The organism is Mesorhizobium sp. C268A, assembly GCF_040324475.1.
Classification (GTDB): domain Bacteria; phylum Pseudomonadota; class Alphaproteobacteria; order Rhizobiales; family Rhizobiaceae; genus Mesorhizobium.
Genome location: NZ_JAMYVX010000001.1, coordinates 2,092,925 through 2,113,786, shown reverse-complemented (window position 1 = coordinate 2,113,786; position 20,862 = coordinate 2,092,925). Strand labels below are relative to the sequence as shown.

Annotated in this window: 21 protein-coding genes; 19 read left to right on the top strand and 2 right to left on the bottom strand. The window is 60.8% G+C overall.

Features of this window, described 5'->3' with window-relative positions; genetic code table 11:
- The first annotated feature begins 438 nt into the window (after window positions 1–438).
- The 3 genes from queC to queE are packed head-to-tail and all read left to right on the top strand — an operon-like array spanning window position 439 to window position 2,224.
- Entirely contained in the window at window positions 439–1,137 is a 699-nt protein-coding gene (queC, locus tag NKL06_RS10225) for a 7-cyano-7-deazaguanine synthase QueC (protein WP_023673551.1), read from the top strand.
- Window positions 1,137–1,493 (top strand): 6-carboxytetrahydropterin synthase QueD, encoded by a 357-nt coding sequence (gene queD, locus NKL06_RS10220; RefSeq protein WP_023673552.1) that lies wholly within the window; start codon window positions 1,137–1,139, stop codon window positions 1,491–1,493. The genes queC and queD overlap by 1 nt, the downstream gene beginning before the upstream one ends.
- Window positions 1,490–2,224, top strand: a complete 735-nt coding sequence (queE, locus tag NKL06_RS10215) for a 7-carboxy-7-deazaguanine synthase QueE (RefSeq protein WP_023830268.1) — start codon at window positions 1,490–1,492, stop codon at window positions 2,222–2,224. The genes queD and queE overlap by 4 nt, the downstream gene beginning before the upstream one ends.
- 236 nt (window positions 2,225–2,460) lie before the next feature.
- On the opposite strand, the gene hemN is transcribed toward queE, so the two are convergent.
- Window positions 2,461–3,810, bottom strand: coding sequence for an oxygen-independent coproporphyrinogen III oxidase (gene hemN, locus NKL06_RS10210; protein WP_023694870.1), 1,350 nt, complete (start codon window positions 3,808–3,810; stop codon window positions 2,461–2,463).
- Between the two features lie 152 nt (window positions 3,811–3,962).
- Here hemN and NKL06_RS10205 point away from each other — a divergent pair, with 152 nt between their 5' ends.
- The 13 genes from NKL06_RS10205 (at window position 3,963) to NKL06_RS10145 (ending at window position 18,130) form a co-directional block, all read left to right on the top strand.
- Window positions 3,963–4,709, top strand: coding sequence for a Crp/Fnr family transcriptional regulator (locus tag NKL06_RS10205; RefSeq protein WP_023708062.1), 747 nt, complete (start codon window positions 3,963–3,965; stop codon window positions 4,707–4,709).
- A gap of 555 nt (window positions 4,710–5,264) precedes the next feature.
- A complete protein-coding gene (ccoN, locus tag NKL06_RS10200; protein ID WP_031210797.1) occupies window positions 5,265–6,875 on the top strand; it encodes a cytochrome-c oxidase, cbb3-type subunit I in 1,611 nt (536 codons plus the stop codon).
- An 11-nt stretch (window positions 6,876–6,886) separates the two neighbouring features.
- The gene (gene ccoO, locus NKL06_RS10195; RefSeq protein WP_023716338.1) at window positions 6,887–7,618 is read left to right on the top strand and encodes a cytochrome-c oxidase, cbb3-type subunit II; all 732 of its coding nucleotides are present in this window, start codon (window positions 6,887–6,889) and stop codon (window positions 7,616–7,618) included.
- A gap of 11 nt (window positions 7,619–7,629) precedes the next feature.
- Window positions 7,630–7,779 carry a CcoQ/FixQ family Cbb3-type cytochrome c oxidase assembly chaperone gene (locus NKL06_RS10190; protein ID WP_023690689.1) on the top strand — a complete coding sequence of 50 codons (150 nt, stop codon included), beginning with the start codon at window positions 7,630–7,632 and terminating at the stop codon, window positions 7,777–7,779.
- A 2-nt stretch (window positions 7,780–7,781) separates the two neighbouring features.
- Window positions 7,782–8,645 carry a cytochrome-c oxidase, cbb3-type subunit III gene (ccoP, locus tag NKL06_RS10185; protein WP_023694866.1) on the top strand — a complete coding sequence of 288 codons (864 nt, stop codon included), beginning with the start codon at window positions 7,782–7,784 and terminating at the stop codon, window positions 8,643–8,645.
- A gap of 128 nt (window positions 8,646–8,773) precedes the next feature.
- Entirely contained in the window at window positions 8,774–10,333 is a 1,560-nt protein-coding gene (ccoG, locus tag NKL06_RS10180; protein WP_031210796.1) for a cytochrome c oxidase accessory protein CcoG, read from the top strand.
- Window positions 10,330–10,827 carry a FixH family protein gene (locus tag NKL06_RS10175; protein ID WP_023694864.1) on the top strand — a complete coding sequence of 166 codons (498 nt, stop codon included), beginning with the start codon at window positions 10,330–10,332 and terminating at the stop codon, window positions 10,825–10,827. Before ccoG ends, NKL06_RS10175 begins: the two co-directional genes overlap by 4 nt.
- Window positions 10,824–13,112, top strand: coding sequence for a heavy metal translocating P-type ATPase (locus tag NKL06_RS10170; protein ID WP_031210793.1), 2,289 nt, complete (start codon window positions 10,824–10,826; stop codon window positions 13,110–13,112). The genes NKL06_RS10175 and NKL06_RS10170 overlap by 4 nt, the downstream gene beginning before the upstream one ends.
- Window positions 13,109–13,279, top strand: coding sequence for a cbb3-type cytochrome oxidase assembly protein CcoS (ccoS, locus tag NKL06_RS10165; RefSeq protein WP_023694862.1), 171 nt, complete (start codon window positions 13,109–13,111; stop codon window positions 13,277–13,279). Before NKL06_RS10170 ends, ccoS (NKL06_RS10165) begins: the two co-directional genes overlap by 4 nt.
- A 65-nt stretch (window positions 13,280–13,344) precedes the next feature.
- On the top strand, window positions 13,345–14,112 hold the full coding sequence (locus tag NKL06_RS10160; RefSeq protein ID WP_023694861.1) for a CBS domain-containing protein: 768 nt from the start codon (window positions 13,345–13,347) through the stop codon (window positions 14,110–14,112).
- Between the two features lie 84 nt (window positions 14,113–14,196).
- Window positions 14,197–14,328: a cbb3-type cytochrome oxidase assembly protein CcoS gene (gene ccoS, locus NKL06_RS10155; protein ID WP_081732297.1), complete on the top strand. Its 132-nt coding sequence runs from the start codon at window positions 14,197–14,199 to the stop codon at window positions 14,326–14,328.
- A 416-nt stretch (window positions 14,329–14,744) separates the two neighbouring features.
- A complete protein-coding gene (ubiM, locus tag NKL06_RS10150; RefSeq protein WP_023694860.1) occupies window positions 14,745–15,926 on the top strand; it encodes a 5-demethoxyubiquinol-8 5-hydroxylase UbiM in 1,182 nt (393 codons plus the stop codon).
- A 293-nt stretch (window positions 15,927–16,219) separates the two neighbouring features.
- Window positions 16,220–18,130, top strand: coding sequence for a putative bifunctional diguanylate cyclase/phosphodiesterase (locus NKL06_RS10145; protein ID WP_023694859.1), 1,911 nt, complete (start codon window positions 16,220–16,222; stop codon window positions 18,128–18,130).
- Window positions 18,131–18,224: 94 nt separating this feature from the next.
- Here NKL06_RS10145 and NKL06_RS10140 read toward each other — a convergent pair whose 3' ends face one another.
- Complete coding sequence (locus NKL06_RS10140) at window positions 18,225–18,506, bottom strand: DNA -binding domain-containing protein (protein WP_084567760.1); 282 nt, start codon at window positions 18,504–18,506, stop codon at window positions 18,225–18,227.
- Window positions 18,507–18,610: 104 nt separating this feature from the next.
- On the opposite strand from NKL06_RS10140, the gene NKL06_RS10135 reads away from it, so the two are divergent.
- The 3 genes from NKL06_RS10135 (at window position 18,611) to NKL06_RS10125 (ending at window position 20,847) form a co-directional block, all read left to right on the top strand.
- Complete coding sequence (locus NKL06_RS10135) at window positions 18,611–18,844, top strand: helix-turn-helix domain-containing protein (protein WP_023694857.1); 234 nt, start codon at window positions 18,611–18,613, stop codon at window positions 18,842–18,844.
- A 372-nt stretch (window positions 18,845–19,216) separates the two neighbouring features.
- Entirely contained in the window at window positions 19,217–20,179 is a 963-nt protein-coding gene (locus NKL06_RS10130) for an ArdC family protein (protein WP_023694856.1), read from the top strand.
- Between the two features lie 248 nt (window positions 20,180–20,427).
- Window positions 20,428–20,847, top strand: a complete 420-nt coding sequence (locus tag NKL06_RS10125; protein ID WP_023694855.1) for a DUF2958 domain-containing protein — start codon at window positions 20,428–20,430, stop codon at window positions 20,845–20,847.
- The last annotated feature ends 15 nt before the right edge of the window (window positions 20,848–20,862 follow it).

Here is a 20,862-nt window from a genome sequence, read left to right as displayed (position 1 = left end):
ATCCTGACGTGGAATGCGCTGCATCTACGAAGCGCGACGAGCAGGCCAGCCAAAGCTGTCGCGACAATTGATCTCATAATCCACCCCGATATCTGGATTTCGGCATCGCTGAACATCCCTGGTAAGTGAGCTGTTTGCGGCAAGCCCATCTCGGCTTTGTACTCCGAAACCGTTGCAATGGCGTCGCTCGGCGCTCGGGACCGACAGGCTCTGCTCGTCGAGAACTTTGTCCCCGAGAAGCGTTCGACTTTGAGCATTCCGCTGAAGGGTGACGTCTCGTCAGTCCGTGTCCTTGCAGCTCACCGCGAAGGCTTTTTGCGCATCGCACGCAAGCGCACGAATTGGTCTCCGTTCACTTCACAAAATGGTTTTCCTGAAGTACTGGAGCGCAGAGAAATCTCCGGTCGCAGCCTACCCGGTTAAAACAAGGACCCAACGATGAAGACTCTCGTCGTCTGCTCCGGCGGATTGGATTCCGTTACTCTTGCCCACAAGGTGGCAGCGGAGCACCAGCTGACCGGCCTGCTATCGTTCGATTACGGCCAACGGCATAGGAAGGAATTGGGCTTCGCCACCCTTTGCGCGGCGCGCCTGAGTGTCCCGCAGCGAATCATCGATATCCACGAGATCGGCGGCGACCTTTCCGGCTCCGCGCTGACCGACAATGTGGACGTGCCCGACGGGCACTATGCCGAAGACACGATGAAGATAACGGTGGTGCCCAACCGGAACGCCATCATGTTGGCCATTGCCTTCGGCCTCGCCGCAGCGCAAGACGCTGACGCAGTGGCGACGGCCGTGCATGGTGGGGATCACGTTGTCTATCCCGATTGCCGTCCGGCCTTCATCGACGCTTTCCAGATGATGCAGGACCACGCGCTCGACGGCTACGCGCAGATTCGCCTTTATGCACCCTATGTGAACCTGACGAAGGCGGACATTGTTACGGATGGAGCCACATACGGCACGCCGTTTGCGCAGACCTGGTCCTGTTACAAGGGCACCGAGCGTCATTGCGGGAGGTGCGGGACCTGCGTCGAGCGGCGTGAGGCGTTTCACATCGCTGGGCACCCGGACCCAACCGAGTATGAGGACTCCGACTTCTGGCTCGGAGCGCTGCGAAGGACCACCGCGTAATGTTCCGCATCACCAAGGAATTCCACTTCTCAGCCTCGCATCAGCTCACCTCATTGCCACCCGATCACCAATGCGCGCGCCTGCACGGACATAACTACATCGTCGAAGTGGAGCTTTCAGCGGATGGACTGGACGATCACGGCTTCGTGCGCGACTACCACGACTTGGCGCCATTCAAACGCTACATCGACGAGAGCTTCGACCACCGGCATCTCAACGACGTGCTGGGACACGAGCAAGTCACGGCGGAATATCTGGCCAGACATTTCTACGACTGGTGCAAGGCACGCCTGAGCGAAACCGCGGCCGTGCGGGTGAGCGAAACGCCGAAAACCTGGGCGGAATACCGGCCATGACGAATACTCATCCCGCAATCCGCGTTAGCGAGATTTTCGGGCCGACGATCCAGGGCGAGGGCGTGCTCATAGGTTTGCCGACGATCTTCGTCAGAACCGGCGGGTGTGACTATCGCTGTTCCTGGTGCGACAGCCTCCATGCTGTGGACAATCAATTCCGCCATGAATGGGAGATGATGTCCGTTGGGGCGGTGTGGAAAAATGTGCTTGCCCTTTCCGGTGGCCGCCCGCTGATGGTGTCGCTATCAGGCGGCAATCCGGCCATCCAGCCGCTCGGCGCGCTCATCGACCGGGGCCATGGTGACGGTTACCGTTTTGCGCTGGAAACCCAAGGGTCGCTTGCCAGGGACTGGTTTGCGCAGCTTGACGTGCTGATCCTCAGCCCAAAGCCGCCGTCAAGCCGAATGACGACAGATTGGGCCGCTGTCGAGGCGTGCCTCCAGGCGGCACAAGGCAAGCCCCAAATCGTGCTCAAGCTCATTGTTTTCGACGAAAGGGACTACGCCTACGCGAAAGACGCCGCTGCGCAATTTCCGCAACTTCCGATCTATCTGCAGCCCGGCAATCACACGCCGCCACACCCCACAAATGATGACGCGCCTGTCGACCTTGACGGAATATTGAAGCGCATGGAGTGGCTGGTTGACAGCGTGACCCGCGACAGATGGTTCGAGGCCCGCGTGCTGCCGCAGCTGCACGTTGTGCTCTGGGGTAACAAGAGAGCCGTCTAGCCCAGGCCCTTTCCACTGGAACTGCGCCGGCAGAATTCGGGTGAACGGGTGGTTCAGGTCGAAGGGAGCTGTCGCCGACAACCATGATCCGACAGACAGGGCTCGAGCGGACGATATCGTCGCTGCGCCAAGACGCGTCTGGTCCGCTCAGAATCTTGTCTCGATAGACGGTCGCCGATCAACAAACGTACCGCGGTCCATGATCGACTGAGAGGCATGACCGTTCCTCTGAGTGCTCAGACTGCCGCCGAGTGCCTGGCCGTTCCAGCTTCGAAATATTTGTCGAACCTGGCCGCGATGCTTCGGACGAAAGGGCGACTTTCAGCCGGCACAACGAATCTGTCGCCATCAAGTTCAAGCAATCGAACCGGATCGTGGAGGGCCATGGAACTTGACTGAAGGAGGAGCCTCTGGCCGGCCTCGCCGAAGCGTTCCACCAGATCGATGGCCGAGAAGGCGAAGTCGCACATCAAACGTTCGATGATCCAGCCGCGAACGCGGTCGTCGTTGGAAAGTGCGATACCCCGAACAGCGGCCAGCCCGCCGTCATCAACCATGCGTCTATATTCGCTGGTTGAAGGCATGTTCTGCGCATAGCCTTGCCGAAACTGGCTAATGGATGACGGGCCGAGCCCGATCAAGATTTCGCAGCAATCGTCCGTGTAGCCCTGAAAGTTCCGGTGCAAAGTCCCGGTGCGGGCGGCAAGGGCCAGGGCATCGCCGGGTTTGGCGAAATGGTCGAGCCCGATTGCCTCGTATCCATTGTCTACAATCGCCTGTGCAGCCAGTTGCGACTGGGCAAAGCGCTCCGCGGGACCCGGCAACCAGGCCTCGTCGATCATCGTCTGATGTTTCTTGAACCACGGTACATGCGCGTAGCCAAACAGTGCGATCCGATCCGGTTCCAGGGTCAGTGCCTGCGTGACCGTAGAAGCGACGCTTTCCCTGGTCTGGTGCGGCAGACCGTAGAGCAGGTCCAGATTGACCGATTCGACGCCGCGCGAACGAACGCCGTCGACGACCGTCTTGGTCTGCAGGAAGCTCTGCTCGCGGTTGATCGCCTTTTGCACCTTCGGATCGAAATCCTGAACGCCGAGGCTCGCACGGGTCATGCCGATTTCGGCAAGCGCATCGAGGCGGGCATCGTCCATATCGTTGGGTTCGATTTCAACGCTGATCGTGGCGCCGGGAAGAAAGCCGAAGCTGTTGCGCAGGGCGGTTCCCAGCGCCACCATATCTTCGGGCTTGAGCATCGTCGGCGAACCACCGCCGAAATGGACGGCACGCACACGACCTTTGCCTCCAACAAGACTGGCGACGGTGGCGATCTCGGCATGCAGTGAGCGCAGATATGTGGTCACCGGTTCGTAATGGCGTGTCTGCTTGGTATGGCAGGCACAGAACCAGCAAAGCTTGTCGCAGTATGGGATGTGCAGATAGAGCGAGATTTCGTCGCCCTCGTCGAGCCGCTGTAGCCAGCCACGACAAACGGTAGCGTCAACGCTTGCATTGAAATGCGGCGCGGTCGGGTAGCTCGTGTAGCGCGGGACGTTCTCGCCAAATCTGGCAACTAGCTTTTGTCGCATGTCGTGGTCCACCGTGTTTGCGTCGCCCGAACTGTGGATGCTTGGATCAGCCTAAGCCCTGATTTCGATCAACCTTCAGCACGGACAAACTGCCGCAAGGATTTTTCTACCGTGGATGCTATCCTGCCCGCACGGACCGGTAGAGCGATCGAATGACATTACGGCAGGATATTCACAGTTCCGGCATCCCCGTTCTTTGCCTGTCTTGCGAGGCACGGCGCCGCGGTGTCTGTGGCGCGCTAGAGCCAGACCATTTGGCTCAGCTCGCCAAGACGTCGTCGCGGCACAATATCGAGCCGGGGGTCGAACTGATCGGCGACGCCGAGGCGGTCGACTGTTATTCGAACGTGCTTTCAGGCGTGGTGAAGCTCACGAAGAGCCTGTCAGATGGACGCCAACAGATTGTCGGCCTGCAGTTCGCCCCGGATTTTCTGGGTCGGCCCTTCAAGATGAAAAGTGCGATCAATGCGGAAGCGGCAACAGCTGTCTCGCTATGCTCGTTTCCCAGAGCGGCCATCGAACGGATGATGAAGCAGTCACCCGAATTTGTGCATCGCCTGCTCAAGCAGGCGCTGAACGAACTTGACGAGGCACGCGAATGGATGGTGACTCTGGGGCGCAAGACCGCACCAGAGAAGGTGGCGAGCTTTCTCCTCATGATTGCCCGGAACATCGACTCCAATGTTGACCCGACGGCTAGCTCGACGTGCTTCGAGCTGCCGATGACGCGTGCCGACATTTCTGATTTCCTTGGAATCACAAACGAGACCGTGAGCCGTCAGCTGACCAGCCTGAGAATGGACGGCGTGATTCGGATCGAGAACAACCGCCGCGTCACCGTGGACAGCATGAGCCGGCTGGAACGGCGCTGCGGCGGCCGAGGCGCTACAGCCGTTTGAATGACGCAGAAGCTGCATGGCCCCCGTCACTTACTTCATTCGGGGCAGGGCATGCTCGCGTTGGGCTCAGAAGAAGTCGCGTAGCGACAGCCCGTTCTCCATCCGATCCGTATGCGCCAGTTGCCTTTCGGCTCGTCGGCGAAGCATCCACACTTGGCCGAAGTCAATACGCCTCATCCGCAGGGGAAAATCGCCGTCTCCCCAAGCCACGAATGTCACGACGGCAGCGTAACGCTGGCGCTGGCTGTTCCAAGGCATTGAACGCGGGGTTCGGTAAGGCGTCGACCTGCTTTCCAGCGTCGCAGAAGGTGCGCTCCCCCACACGCCCGCGGTCGCCTCCGCACCCGGGGCCCGACCGGGGACGCCAGGTCCCATCCATAAACGAGCGGCCGGTGGTGCGCTTCCACATTCGATTGTCGCAGTCTGATCGCACCGAACTCGATGCTGCTCGAGCAAAATGGTGCGGCTCTGACATGGATCAGGGCGAGCAGGCGACGGCTGCGCAATAAGACACCGCGGTTTGGCATCCGCCGGAATTGGAAATCGGGGCTTGCGATGAAATTCGGCAAAGAAATCGTGCTTCTAAGCCTGTTCGCATTCGCGGCTTTGGTGGCGGCTGGCGCTGGGGTGGATGAACCCTTTCGCCAGCATATGTGGGTCTTGTTCTTCGCCTTGGCTGGCTTCACTGCGATCCTACTGCGTAACGCTGAGTTCAAGCCTGCCGCTCCGATCGACCCGTCCGCCTACATGGATGGTCCAATCCGCTACGGCGCCATCGCTACCATGTTCTGGGGTGTGGTTGGCATGCTGGTCGGGGTGATCATCGCGCTGCAGCTTGCCTATCCCGATCTCAACATCCAGCCCTGGTTCAACTTCGGCCGATTGCGGCCTCTGCACACCTCGGGCGTCGTCTTCGCCTTCGGCGGCAACGCGTTGCTTTGCACGTCTCTCTATGTCGTCCAACGCACCTGCCGCGCTCGGCTGTTCGGTGGCGATCTCGCCTGGTTCGTGTTCTGGGGCTACCAGCTCTTCATCGTCATGGCCGCGACCGGTTATCTGCTCGGCATCACCGAGAGCCGCGAATATGCGGAACCCGAATGGTATGTCGACATCTGGCTGACCATCGTCTGGGTCGCCTACCTGATCCTGTTTCTGGGCACGATCCTGAAGCGCAAGGAACCGCACATCTACGTTGCCAACTGGTTCTACCTTTCCTTCATCGTGACCATCGCGATGCTGCATGTGATCAACAACCTCTCGATGCCGGCCTCCTTCCTCGGATCCAAGAGCTATTCCGCCTTTTCCGGCGTTCAGGACGCCCTGACGCAATGGTGGTACGGCCACAATGCCGTCGGTTTCTTCCTGACCGCCGGCTTCCTCGGCATGATGTATTATTTCGTGCCCAAGCAGGCCAACCGGCCGGTCTATTCCTACCGCCTGTCGATCGTCCATTTCTGGGCAATCATCTTCCTCTACATCTGGGCCGGGCCCCATCACCTGCACTACACCGCCCTGCCCGACTGGGCGCAGACGCTCGGCATGGTGTTCTCGATCATGCTGTGGATGCCGTCATGGGGCGGCATGATCAACGGCCTGATGACGCTGTCGGGCGCCTGGGACAAGCTGCGCACTGACCCGATCATCCGCATGATGGTGATGGCCATCGCCTTCTACGGCATGTCCACCTTCGAGGGCCCGATGATGTCGATCAAGACGGTCAATTCTCTGTCGCATTATACCGACTGGACCATTGGCCACGTTCACTCCGGTGCGCTCGGCTGGGTCGGCATGATCTCGTTCGGCGCGATCTACTTTATGGTGCCGAAGCTGTGGAACCGTGAACGGCTCTACTCGCTTCGCCTCGTTACCTGGCACTTCTGGCTGGCGACGCTTGGCATCGTTGTCTACGCCGCTGTCATGTGGGTGTCCGGCATCATGCAGGGCCTGATGTGGCGCGAATACGACGAGCAGGGCTTCCTGGTCTACTCCTTCGCCGAAACCGTGGCCGCTATGCACCCTTATTACATCATGCGCGCCATCGGTGGGGCCATGTACCTCTCCGGCACCCTGATCATGGCCTGGAACATCGCCATGACCATCCTCGGCTACCGGCGCGAGCAGGATCCGATGCCGCGCTCCACCCCCGCCCTCCAGCTTGCGCGATGATGAGACAGAAAATGAGGTTGATGAACAGACACGCGGTCATCGAGAAGAACGCTACACTTCTCCTCCTCGGTTCGCTGCTGGTCGTGACAATCGGCGGCATCGTCGAGATCGCGCCGCTCTTCTATCTCGATAATACGATCGAGAAGGTGGAAGGCATGCGCCCCTACTCGCCGCTCGAACTTGCCGGACGAAACATCTATGTCCGCGAGGGCTGCTACCTCTGCCACAGCCAGATGATCAGGCCGTTCCGTGACGAGGTCGAGCGCTACGGCCACTACAGCCTGGCGGCCGAGTCGATATACGACCACCCCTTCCAGTGGGGATCGAAGCGCACCGGACCGGATCTCGCCCGCGTTGGCGACCGGTATTCCAACCTGTGGCACGTGGATCACCTGACAGATCCACGGTCCGTGGTGCCGGAATCGATCATGCCGAGCTATGCCTTCCTGAAGGACAAGCCGATCGCGGTGAAGGACTTCTCGACGCATCTGGTCGCCAACAGGCGCGTCGGCGTCCCTTACTCCGACGACATGATCGCCAACGCCAATGCCGATTTGATGGCGCAGGCTGATCCCAACGCCGACACATCCGGCCTCGAGGCCCGCTACCCCAAGGCCAAGATCGGCGACTTCGACGGCAACCCGCAGCAAGTCACCGAAATGGACGCGCTGGTTTCTTATCTCCAGATGCTGGGCACGCTGGTCGATTTCAAGAACTACGATGAGACCGCCGGCTACCGCTGAGGACAATGGCCATGACGTACAATTTCATGCGGGAGTTTGCAGACAGCTGGGGCCTACTTGCCATGGCTCTTTTCTTCATCGGATCTGTTGCCTTTGCAGTTCGTCCCGGAAGCCGCAGGCAAGCCGGCGAAGCAGCTCAAATTCCTCTGAAGGAGGACTGATCATGAGCAGCGATCACATCGACGAGGTTTCCGGCATCTCAACCACCGGTCATGAGTGGGACGGCATCCGGGAGCTCAACAACCCGCTTCCGCGCTGGTGGATCTGGACGTTCTACATCACCATAGTCTGGGCGATCGGCTACACCATCGCCTATCCGGCATGGCCTCTGCTGCACACGGCAACCAAGGGGGTGCTCGGCTACTCCAGCCGCAACGATGTCGGGAACGAGTTGTCCGCGGCTGAAGCGGCCAAGGGCAAATATGTCGCCGCGATAGAAGCGAAAAGTGTTTCGGAGATCGCGGCGGACGACACGCTGCGCGAATTCGCCGTCGCCGCCGGCGGTGCCGCGTTCAAGCTCAATTGCGTGCAGTGCCATGGTTCCGGCGCCCAGGGCTCCAAGGGCTTCCCCAACCTCAACGACGACGACTGGCTGTGGGGCGGCAAGGCGGACCAGATCCAGCAGACGATCACCCATGGCATTCGCTTCGCCTCCGATCCGGATACGCGCCTGTCGGAAATGCCCGCCTTTGCCGACATCATCACCGCCGACCAGATCAAACAGGTCAGCGCCTACGTCGCCAGTCTGTCGGGGGCCGTCGTCAATCAAGCATTGGTCGCGCCGGGCGCAAAGGTCTTTGCCGAAAACTGCGTGGCCTGTCATGGCGACAATGCAAAAGGCAACAAGGAACTCGGCGCTCCAGATCTGACCGACGCCATCTGGCTCTACGGGTCAGGCGAAGCGGCCATCGCCGCCCAGGTAACCGCACCGAAACACGGCGTGATGCCGGCTTGGGGCGCGCGCCTCGGCGAGATCAAGGTCAAGGAACTGGCGGTCTACATCCATTCGCTTGGCGGCGGAGAATAGGAAAGCAGCCTATTCTCGTCCTCCCCCTCCCGCCAAGCGACGAGGCCCGGCGCAAGCCGGGCCTCGGCATCATCCAGAACCGATGAGTCGGCTTCCGGCGAAATCGTCGCTGGTGACTGGAGCTTCTCGTGCTCGATAACACACAAATAGAACGGATCGAACCCACGACGTTCAACTCCGCCAAGGTGCGCCAGCCAATGTATGCCGCGCGCAGGAAGATCTTCCCGAAGCGGGCCTCGGGCAGCTTTCGCCGATTCAAATGGATCGTGATGGCGATCACGCTCGGCATCTACTATCTGACACCGTGGCTGCGCTGGGACCGCGGTCCGTTTGCCCCCGACCAGGCGGTGCTGCTCGATGTCGCCAACCGGCGCTTCTATTTCTTCTTCATCGAGATATGGCCCCAGGAATTCTACTATGTCGCCGGCCTTCTGGTCATGGCCGGCGTCGGTCTTTTCCTGATCACGTCGACTGTTGGCCGTGCCTGGTGTGGCTACACATGCCCACAGACCGTATGGGTCGATCTGTTCCTGGTCGTCGAGCGCGCGATCGAGGGCGACCGCAACGCACGCATCAAGCTCGATGCCGGTCCCTGGACCACTCGAAAGCTTGCGCTGCGGGCATCGAAACACGTCATCTGGCTGGTCATAGCCGCAGCGACTGGTGGCGCATGGATCTTCTATTTCGCCGATGCGCCGACGCTGGTCGGCGAACTCTTCACCGGCACGGCAGCGCCTGTCGCCTACATCACCGTCGCGGTTCTGACGGCGACGACCTACACGTTTGGCGGGCTGATGCGCGAACAGGTCTGCACCTATATGTGCCCTTGGCCGCGCATCCAGGCAGCCATGCTCGACGAGAGCTCGCTCACTGTCACCTACAATGACTGGCGCGGCGAACCGCGCACCCGTCACGCCAAGAAGGTTCTTGCCGCAGGGCATCCCGTCGGCGATTGCGTCGACTGCAATGCCTGTGTCGCCGTCTGTCCGATGGGGATCGACATACGCGACGGTCAGCAACTCGAATGCATCACCTGCGCGCTCTGCATCGATGCCTGTGACGGCGTCATGGACAAGCTCGGCAAAGCGCGAGGACTGATCTCCTACGCGACGCTCTCCGACTACAACGCCAACATGATCCTGGCCACCGCCGGCGGCGCCAGCTCGGTCGATCCATCACTGGTCAGGACGGATGACGGCCTGTTTTCGGACAGGGTGGCGCATTTCCATATCCGCAAGATCTTTCGGCCACGAACCTATGTCTACATGGCCATGTGGTCGCTGATCGGGCTGGGCCTGCTCTTTTCGCTGCTGACCCGCGCCCGGCTCGAAATCAATGTCCTGCACGACCGCAACCCGCAATTCGTGACGCTCTCCGACGGCTCGATCCGCAATGGCTATACCGTCAAGCTCTTGAACATGATCCCCGAACCGAGAACGATTATCGTCACCCTCGGGGGTTTGCCAGGCGCGGAGATGAGCATCGTTGGCGTCGATCTCCCCGCCGATCGCTCCTTTGCAGTCCAGGTCGAACCCGACCGGCTGAAGATGTTGAAGGTTTTCGTGCGCCTGCCCGCCGACCAGATTCATGGCCAGGCGCAGACCTTCACACTCCATGTCGAGGACAAAGCGAGTTTCGAGTCAAACGAATACACCGCCACCTTCAACGCACCGGAGATCGCCAGATGAACGCCACCACGCGAAAACCCCGCGAGTTCACCGGCAGGCACATGTTGGCCACCATCCTTGCCTTTTTCGGCGTGGTCATCGCGGTCAATCTCACGATGGCGACGCTTGCCAACACAAGCTGGACCGGCCTTGTCGTCGAAAATACCTATGTGGCGAGCCAGCAATTCAACAAGAAGGCCGAGGAAGGCCGTGCGCAGGCAGCGCTTGGCTGGACCGGCCAGTTGACCATCGCATGGGGCGAAGTCCGGTATGGCCTCACCGACGCCGCCGGCAAACCGGTTTCCCTGCATGGCGTGAAGGTGCTGTTTCGCCATCCCGCTTACGAGAAAGAGGATGAGTCCGTCACGCTCGCCCTGGTCTCTGGCCAGGAGTTTGCAGCACAACACGTGCCAAGGGATGGTGTCTGGATCATCGAAATAGACGCCGATGCCGGCCTGGCAAAACCTTATCGAGACGTGCGCAGGGTCATGATTTCCAATGGAGCGCTGCAATGAGTTGTTGTGCACCGGGCGCCGAAATGGCGCTTTATCTGGTCAACGCCGGATCGGTCCTGCCGTCCAGCCAGGAGATCAGGCTGGCCAGCCGATCGCTTGGCGACGACCTTCATCAGACCGACCTTTCGGTGCCGACCGTTCATTGCGGCGCCTGCATCCAGACGATCGAGATGGCCTTGGGAAAACTCGGTGACGTCGAGGCAGCTCGCGTGAACCTGTCAACCAAGCGGGTCTCAGTCCGCTGGCGCGGCGACGAGGCTCCACCTTTGGTCGCTGTGCTCGGCCGGCTCGGCTATCAGGCGCATTTGTTCGAAGCCGACACCGATGCGAAGGACAGGACGTTATCGGAGCTCATCCGCGCCGTCGCCGTTGCCGGCTTTGCTGCGGGCAACATCATGCTGCTGTCGGTGTCGGTCTGGTCCGGCGCCGAGGGCGCCACCCGCGACCTGTTCCACTGGGTCTCGGCTCTGATCGCCATTCCTGCGCTGGCCTTCGCCGGCGGGATCTTCTTCAAGTCGGCGTGGAATGCGCTGCGCCACGGCCACATGAACATGGACGTGCCGATAGCCGTCGGCGAGTCGCTGGCCTACGCCATGAGCCTCTATGAGACGATCACCCATGGCGACCACGCCTATTTCGACGCATCGGTATCCCTGCTGTTCTTTCTCCTGATCGGTCGCACGCTCGATCACGTGATGCGGGAACGCGCCCGCACCGCTGTGAAGAGCCTGTCACAATTGGCCGCACGCGGTGCCATGGTGCTGCGCGGCGATGGCGCTCGGGACTATCTGCCGGTGGGCGAGATCGAACCGGGCATGCTGTTGCTGATCGCCGCCGGCGAAAGGATCCCCGTCGATGGCAAGATCGCGCGCGGGACATCCGACGTCGACTGCTCCCTGGTCTCCGGCGAGAGCACGCCCAGTAGCGTGGCGCCGGAAGACACCGTGCAGGCCGGGGTCCTCAACCTCACCGGTCCGCTGACGATTGAGGCGACAGCGGCCGCCAAGGATTCGTTCCTGGCGGAAATGGTTCGGTTGATGGAGGCCGCCGAAGGTGGTCGCGCCCGGTATCGCCGTATCGCCGACCGCGTGTCGGCACTCTACGCGCCCGTGGTTCATCTCACCGCCTTGGCAACCTTCCTGGGCTGGATGGCGGTGACTGGCGACTGGCACCGGGCGATGACGATCGCAATCGCTGTTCTCATCATCACATGCCCGTGCGCGCTTGGCCTCGCCGTTCCAATCGTTCAGGTGGTGGCCGCGCGGCGCCTGTTCGAAAACGGCATCATGGTCAAGGACGGCTCGGCCATGGAGCGCCTGGCAACGATCGATACAGCCGTGTTCGACAAGACCGGCACGCTCACGCTTGGCCAGCCCAGGCTCGTCAACACGTCGTCGATCAATCCCGCCATGCTGGCAATCGCTGCCGACTTGGCCGCGCATTCGTGTCATCCATATTCAAAGGCCATTGCCGGCTTTGCCCTCAGCAGCAGCCAGCACAAATTCGGTGCGGTGACCGAGCACCCGGGTTTCGGGATCGAAGCCACAGCCGCCGGTAGCACCTGGCGGCTGGGTAGACGCGGATGGGCTGGCTGGAAGGCTCGAACCGGCGGCGAAGGCAAACATGGCTATGGCGGAACAGTCCTGACTAAAAACGGCATGATTGTCGCATCCTTCGTTTTCGAAGATGCGCTACGCCTCGACACCAGGGCAGCGATCGATCAACTGCGCAACGCTGGTATGTGCGTGGAAATGCTGTCGGGCGATACCGCGAAAGCCTGCGCCGAGGTTGCCGACATGCTTGGTGTCGATGACTTCGTTCCCTGCCTGCTGCCGTCCGGCAAGGTTGAACGCATCGAGAGCCTGGCGAGAGACGGGCACAAGGTTCTGATGGTTGGCGACGGGCTCAACGACACGCCGGCGCTGAGCGCCGCGCATGTCTCGATCGCACCCGCCACCGCCGCCGACATTGGCCGCAATGCAGCCGACTTCGTTTTTCTGCGCGAAAGCCTCTTGGCGATCCCGCTGGCGCTGGACGTGTCGCGCAAGGCGGGAAGCCTGATCCGACAGAACATAACAATTGCTATCGTTTACAATGCTGTGGCCGTGCCGATCGCCATTCTGGGTCATGTTACGCCTCTGATCGCGGCGGTCGCGATGTCTGCCTCGTCATTGCTTGTGATTGGAAATGCGATGCGTCTGCAAGGCTTCGCAACGGGTGCGTCGTCCGAAACGGCGCGGCAGGACAGGCCCGCGCGGGCCGGCACCTTGGCCCGATCCTCATGACGACGCTCGCCTATCTCATTCCGGTGGCGCTGTTCCTTGGCGCACTCGGCCTGTCCGGCTTCCTGTGGGCGTTGAGAAGCGGCCAGTACGATGATCTCGATGGCGCGGCGGAGCGCATTCTTATCGACCGCGACGACGGCGCGGAGAATCCTGCTCGTTCCAAGTGACTCAGATCAAAGCGCCGCGGGTCGGGATGTCCCATCGTCGTCAACGTAAGATCAGGAGGGTGAGGATGCAAGCCGAATCCATAATGACAAAGCCAGTCATCACGACGGATGCGAACGCGACGATCGCGCAAGCGGTCGAGCTCATGCTTTCAAACAAGGTCAGCTGCCTGCCGGTAGCAGACAGCGACGGTGCCCTGGTTGGTATTGTAAGCAAAAGCGACTTCTTGCGCCGAGAAGAACTTGGGACCCAGCGTGTGCGTCCGCGCTGGCTGGAGTTTGATCTTGGCCCGGGCACAGTCGCCAATGACTATGCGCGCTCGAACGGACGGATCATCCATCAGGTGATGACCACACCCGTCATCTCGGCGCCTCCTAGCGCCTCGATTGCAGATATTGTCGACCTGATGATGCAACATCGCATCAACAATCTTCCGATTGTCGATCGGGACAGGGTCATCGGCATCATCACGCGAACTGATTTGCTGCTTGTCCTGATCCGCGCCATGCCGAAACAGGGAACCACGCCACCCGATGACGACCTGATCCGCAAGGCTATCCTTGCCGAACTTCAGTCACAAACCTGGAGCGGTGGTGACTTGATCGATGTGAGGGTCAGCGACGGCCTTGTCGAACTGAAGGGGGCGATTGTCGACGAGCGTCAGCGGAAGGCAGCGATCGTTGCGGCTGAGAAGGTTGCCGGCGTCGGGCAAGTCAAGGACGGCCTCCTCCTCAGTACGGATCCGTTCGGTGAAGGTTTCATAGCTGCGGAAAAGGCGGCGACGCGGAGCAGAGTCCCTTTGGTTCTGCTCCCTTCCCACATCACTTGGACATGAGGCTGTCGGCGAGTTCCTTCGGCGTCTAGCGCCCGTCATGGGCGGAGAGCACGCTGTCGGCAGCAAGATGCCCGTCCTGACGGAATGCGATGGCCGCTGCCTGTTTTGGTGGGGCTTGGACCGGCGCTTCCTGTGGATATGAAGAGCGGCCAATACGAAGATCTCGACGGCTCCGCCCAGCGGATCCTTATCGATCGGGAAGAGCCGCGAGGCTGAACCGGTTGGCGGCGCCCAACGACTGTGCGGATGCTGGTCGTCAGTCGACCGAGTCTTTGCTGGATTGCCTCGTCATGATGATATCGGCGCGCGTGCGAAGAACGGATCAGCCACAATACGTTGCCGAACCTTTGGCCAGTAGGGGCACGCGATTGGGAAGCCGACCATTCAGAATGCCTAGACATGCAAACGTTTTCACGGCAATCGACCACTCGACCGTGAACCCGCCGTTGCCGGGTTATCGAGCCTGGTTGATCCAGATCAGCGTTATCTCTTCGTCGGCGTGGTTTCATTGACCAGGCTTCCAACGGAGAACGCATGTCTATCGACGATGGGGAGATGAGCGGCAAACCGTGGGTGATTGCGATGCTTCAAGAGCGCTTCGTATCGCAGATAGCCGCTATGGCGGCACGCTGATGGCCGGCTCTGTCGACACATTCGACATCATTGTCGTCGGAGCTGGGCCGGTCGGACTTGCCTTCGCAGCATCGCTCGCCCTGAGCCGACTCAAGGTGGCAGTGGTTGAACGGCAGTCGCTCGACAGCCTGGCGAATCCGGCTTTCGACGGTCGCGAGATCGCGCTGACGCACGCATCGGTGAGAATCCTTCGCGAGCTCGGCGCCTGGGACGCCATGCCCGCATCTGACAAATCACCGCTTCATGGCGCGCGCGTGCTCAACGGATCGAGCCCTTTCGCCCTGTGCTTCGATACTCGCAGCGGATCTGGGGAACCACTCGGATTTCTGGTCCCAAATTGTCGGATCCGCGATGCCCTGTTCAAAATTGTCTACTTCCAGGATCATGCCCGGCTGCTGTGCGGCAACTCGGTCGTGAATGCAACAACCAGCGACGACGAGGCGGTCATAACGCTTTCTGATGGCAGGCAATTGGCCGCTCGGCTGCTCGTAGCAGCGGATTCGCGTTTGTCCGCGATGCGCGACCTGCTCGGCATTGGCGCCAACATCCATCCGCTTGGCCACTCCATGCTGATTTGCCGAGTGAGGCACGAGCGCTTCCATCACCAGATCGCGGTCGAATGGTTCGACCACCATCAGACCATAGCGATGTTGCCGCTCATGGAAGGCGTGTCGTCGCTGCTTCTGACTTTGCGCTCAATCGAGGCCGATAGACTGTCTGTTCTCGATGACGAATTGTTCCTCATGGAATTGATGAACCGGTGTCGAGGACGCCTCGGGCAGATGACCCTGGCAAGCACCCGCCATGCCTATCCGCTGGTCACGACCTGGGCGCACAAGTTCTCGGCACCGAGTGCGGCACTTATAGGAGACGCTGCCATCGGCATGCACCCGGTGACCGCGCATGGCTTCAACATCGGCCTCAGCGGCCAGAAGCAACTCGCTCATAAAATACTGACAGCATGTCGCGCCCGCCGCGACATTGCCGATCCCGACATGCTCGGCAGATACGAAAGCCGGCTGCGGCTGTCGGCGGCGCCGCTCTATCATGCCACCAACATGCTTGTCGGTCTTTACTCAAGCGAGCACCCGGCGGCACGGCTTGCAAGACATGCTGGGCTCCGCTTTGCCCAACATCTTCCCTTTGTCCGCCATGGCATTTCGGCCATGCTCAGGCGGTGAATCGCACAGAGCGCTGCCGCTCTGGAACGCTGTCTCGGCGAGGCTTCCTTGTCTTGCTGGCGCGCGTCGTCGCGGGGCAAGGCTGTCTCCTGGTGACGTTGCCGATCATGGCATGATTCGGATCAAGGCACGCGCGCGGGCGAAGCCTTGATGATTCGGCAATGCAAGCCAAAGGTGTGACCCGAAGCATGGTGAGCGCACTGGTTACCCTCGCTGGGTAGTTAACCCGTCCTTCAGTGGGCTTGCATAGATTTGGTCCTCGCGAACGACGACGCAAGCAAGCTGGTCCATTCATGGCACCCCTAAAGGAAGAAGAATCGCTGGAGGCCAAAATCCGTCAGGATCAGCTTGCTGACCTGAGGGCCGGGCTCTTCGTGTCGATGCCGATAAGCGCGATCCTGTCAGGCCTGATTTGCGCGGTGCAGGCCCTTTCTGGCGGCGGCTTCGCCGCTGCCAGCTGGTTCCTGGTCGTCAATGCGCTAAATGCCGCCCGGCTTGCACTCGCCCGTTTTCAGCTAAAGGAAACGGGGCGCCATCAGGATTTGCTTGGCGTTTTGCCGCGCCTTCGCATGTTTGGCGTCCTTGCCCTTCTGGCAGGGTTTGCATGGTCCTTCCCGGCCGTGCTGACTGTTGGATACACAACACCACAAGCACCGATGCATCTGGTCATACTGGCGGGCATTTCAGCTGGTGCGGTTACATATGGCAGTTCGTATGCCGCGGCGGCGACCAGCTTCATCACACCTCCACTCCTCATCACGGTGGCGTGCCTTTTGGCGAAAGGCAATTTTGAACGCTACATTCTGGCTTTCACCGTTCTGCTCTTCATGGGCGGCTTGGTCCGAGCTTCGTTTGTTGGGCAGGCGCGCTTCCGCGAAGCAAGCCGCCTGAGACATGAGGCAGAGCGATTTGCGTCGGAAATGGAGCGCAACTCCAGGGAGGACCATCTGACCGCCCTTCTCAACAGGCGGGGCCTTGAACACGCCATCGGTCGGTTCAAGACCGCGGATGGCCCCTTCGTGGCAATGCTGATTGATCTGGACGGCTTCAAATCTGTCAACGACACCTACGGTCACAGGACCGGTGATGAACTGCTTGTCATGATCGCCCGCCGCATAGAGCAGGAAGCACCCGAAGGCTCAACGCTCGCTCGTATCGGCGGCGATGAATTCGTGCTGGTTTTTCCCTCAACGAGAGCTTCGCTTTCTGCCAGTGATCTCGCCTCCAATATCATAGCCAAAATTGCTCGCCCCTATATCGAGGTCGCGTCCGTTCGGGTCGGGGCATCGATAGGGATATACTTGGCGCAGACGCCGAGCCTGACTGAAATGTTGTTGCGGGCGGATATCGCCCTGTATACGGCCAAGCGCCATGGCAGGAACGAATTTTGCCTGTTCGATGCCGAACTCGACAGGGAACTGCAACGTCGCCAGTCGATCGAACGGGATCTTCATTCGGCGATAAAGACGGGAAGATTGCAACCTTGGTTCCAGCCGATCGTGAAACTCGAAACCGAGACGGTGGTCGGTTTTGAAGCCTTGCTGAGATGGTCCCATCCGACGCATGGTGCCATCTCTCCACCCGAAATCATCACGGCCGCACGCGAAACCGGAATGCTTCAGCTGCTGACGCAAACCGTATTCGCCGACTGTTGTGCTTTTATCGACGGCTTGGTGAAAGCTGACTGTCGTGACATTCGTGTGGCGATGAATGTTTCCCCTCGCGAACTGGAAGCCGGCGATATCGACGACATGGTTCTGGATGGTCTGGCGGCAAGAGGCCTGCCTGCGACGATGTTCGAAATCGAGATTACCGAAGAATCGCCGGTGGACCCGGACAGAGTGGATGAAAAGCTCGGACGGCTTTCACATGCCGGTATTTCCATCGCGCTCGATGACTTCGGCACCGGCTTTTCTACCTTGGCATCTCTCAAGGACCGTCGGATACGCAAGGTGAAAATAGACCAGGGCTTCATTCGCGGCTTGGCCAAGTCCCGAGAGGACCGACTGCTTGTCAAATCGGTCATCGAACTCGGTGACATGCTCGGGATCGAGGTCATGGCCGAGGGCGTCGAAACAGAGGCGGATCGGCAAACCCTGCACAAGCTTGGCTGCCGAACCGCTCAAGGCTTCCTCTTCTCCAAGGCTGTGCCTTTGATGCAAGCACTGGAAGTGGCAGTCAAACAGCACGCGAACCAGTTGTGACCGCTCCCGCCGCGCCGGCCGTCGCGGCCGTGCGCTGCCGAATTTGGCTACAGAGACTTGCCTGCTCGAAACACGTGGCAGTGGGCGTTGTGCATCAGCCGCCGAACAGTTCCTTGTAGCCGGTCGTCACCATCCAGTTCGCACGGTCGATATGGCTGCGAAGAGCTTTGCGGGCGCGGACCGGGTCAATGGACGGGTCGATGCCGAGAATGCGCTCGGCCATCTCCTTTTCGCTGGCATTGTCGGCGCAGGCATCCAGGATCCGCAGGTAGATCTTGAAATGCTCCCTGTCGTAGCTCGTGAGGTTCTCCGACCAGGGGACTTCATCGCTCAAAGTTGAGCTTCGCGTCTCATCTGTTCCCATTGGTCCATTCATGCCTGCGGATCTCGCCTGTGAGCGCACGCAGTATATCCCAAACTGGGATAATCCGAAACCGGGATTAGTCGCTGATCCGGTCTTTACCCGACCGGTTCGCCTCCATGCCTAAATCCCTTCGATCGCCCCGCCACCAGCGGTTCCTGGCCCGGCTGGTTTTGCTGCGCAAGACCAAAGGCCTGACCCAGAAGCAGCTGGCTGACAAGCTTGGTCGTCCCCAATCCTTCGTGGCCAAGTACGAGGGCGCAGAGCGGCGTCTCGACGTCATCGAGTTTCTCGACATAACTGCGGCCCTTGACGCTGATCCGTGCGAGATTCTGTCCAGCCTCCGGTCCTAGCGGGCGCCCGCGCGCCTGACGACGCGCATCAGGCGCTCGTGAACCGAGCCCGCTTTCTTCGGCAAGCTCAGGCGGTCTCGGCCATTCGGCTTCGCCCCTTGGCGTGGGCAGCCCTTCGGGCTGAGACGGCCGCCGCCCTTGCGGGCGGCCCGGTTTGTCGGTTGGCCTTTCCCGGTGGGCGCGGGGTGGGCGGCACTCCCTTCTAGGCCCGCCGCGGCAGCCCGCAACCCTTCGCGTGCCGCTCAGGGTCCTCCTCTTCGTTCCGGTCCTTCGGATGCGGTCCGCCTACCACGGCGGGCCTTTCCGGTCGCGACTCGCCGCCCACCCCGCTTCCGGGGAAAGGCGCGGCGATTGGTGAGCGGAGGATAACACATGCGTGCAAACAGCAAGCGTACCACCAGCACAGAGGCTGGCGCAGGCAAGGGCCGGCGCCCGGGCGCCAGCCTCTATCAGGAGATCACCGACGGCATCATTGCCGAACTGGAGCGCGGTACCGTGCCATGGGTCAAGCCATGGGGCAGCGCAAAAGCAGGCTTTGGCCTGCCGAGGAATGCGTCCACGGGGCGCACCTATTCCGGCATCAATATCCTCATCCTGTGGGGCGCCGTCATCGAGCGCAGCTATCCCAGCCAGAACTGGCTGACCTTCCGGCAGGCGCTTGCCCTTGGCGGCAACGTCAGGAAGGGCGAGCGCGGCACGACCATCGTGCATGCCGACCGCTTTGTCCCCAAGGACGAGAAGGAGCGCGCACGCCACGAGGGCGATGAACCACTGGCGGTCCTTTTTTTGAAGCGCTTCACGGTCTTCAATGTCGCGCAGTGCGAAAATCTTCCGGAAGAGCTCCATGCCGCCGCCGAGCCGCTGCCTCAGTGCGAGATCGTGCCGCAGGCCGAGACGCTCATTCGCGCCAGCGGTGCGGATTTCAGAGTCGGCGGCGATCGCGCTTTCTACATGCCGGGCAGCGACCACATTCAGGTGCCGCCGCAGCCGGCGTTCCATCAGCAGATCGACTATTACCGGACCTGCTTTCACGAGCTTGGCCACTGGACCGGCCACCCGACGCGGCTTGCTCGCGACCTCTCCGGCTCGTTCGGCTCCAAGGCCTACGCGCGTGAAGAATTGGTCGCCGAAATCGCTGCCGCCTTCGTCTGCGGCAATCTCGGTATCGAGCCGATCGTGCGTCACGCCGATTACATCGGCTCATGGCTGAAGGTGCTGCGCGAGGACAACCGCGCCATCTTCCGTGCCGCCAGCCTCGCCTCGAAGGCCGCCGATTTCCTGCTTGGCCTTCAGGCCGATGCCGAAGGCGAGGCGCAAGAAGGGATTGCGGCATGACGATGCGCGATCCTCAACTGGCCGTGACCGAGCCGACGCCGCAAAGGAGCAGATGCTCATTCCCGGCGTCCAGCCCATCACCACGCGGGCAAACCCTCCTGATGGACGCGCCGATGTGTCCGCGCGCGGCGCAAAGCTGCTCGAAGTCGGCCTCTTAATGGTGAGGCGGATCAGAGGAAGGTCCAGGGAGCCTTTCTCCCGCCGGACGCAAGAAATCAACGCGACCCGTTCTGACAAGGAGTCTTTCCATGATCCTGATCACCAATCCACTGCGCGCACGACTGCTCGCCCATGGCGCCGCCGGCGCCGACATCGACCATTTTCCCGTTGTGAAACTATTTAATCCGACAGGTGCCGCGACCTGGCTTCTGAGCGAACTCGACGCCGATGGCGACACGCTGTTCGGTCTTTGCGATCTCGGCTTCGGCTTCCCCGAACTTGGCAGCGTCAGTCTGGCCGAGCTTGCATCCGTAAAAGGTCCGCTTGGCCTCGGCATAGAGCGCGACCTGCATTTCCAAGCGCGCTTTCCGCTCTCCGTCTATGCCGAAGCCGCCCGCATTTGCGGCCACGTCAGCGAGGCCGAGCGACTGCTGCGGCAAGCAGCAGACGCCCTATCAAAGCCCCATTCCGAGCTTCCGCCCGACACGGCGGAACAGCAGCGCCGATAGGCGCAAAAACCGTCC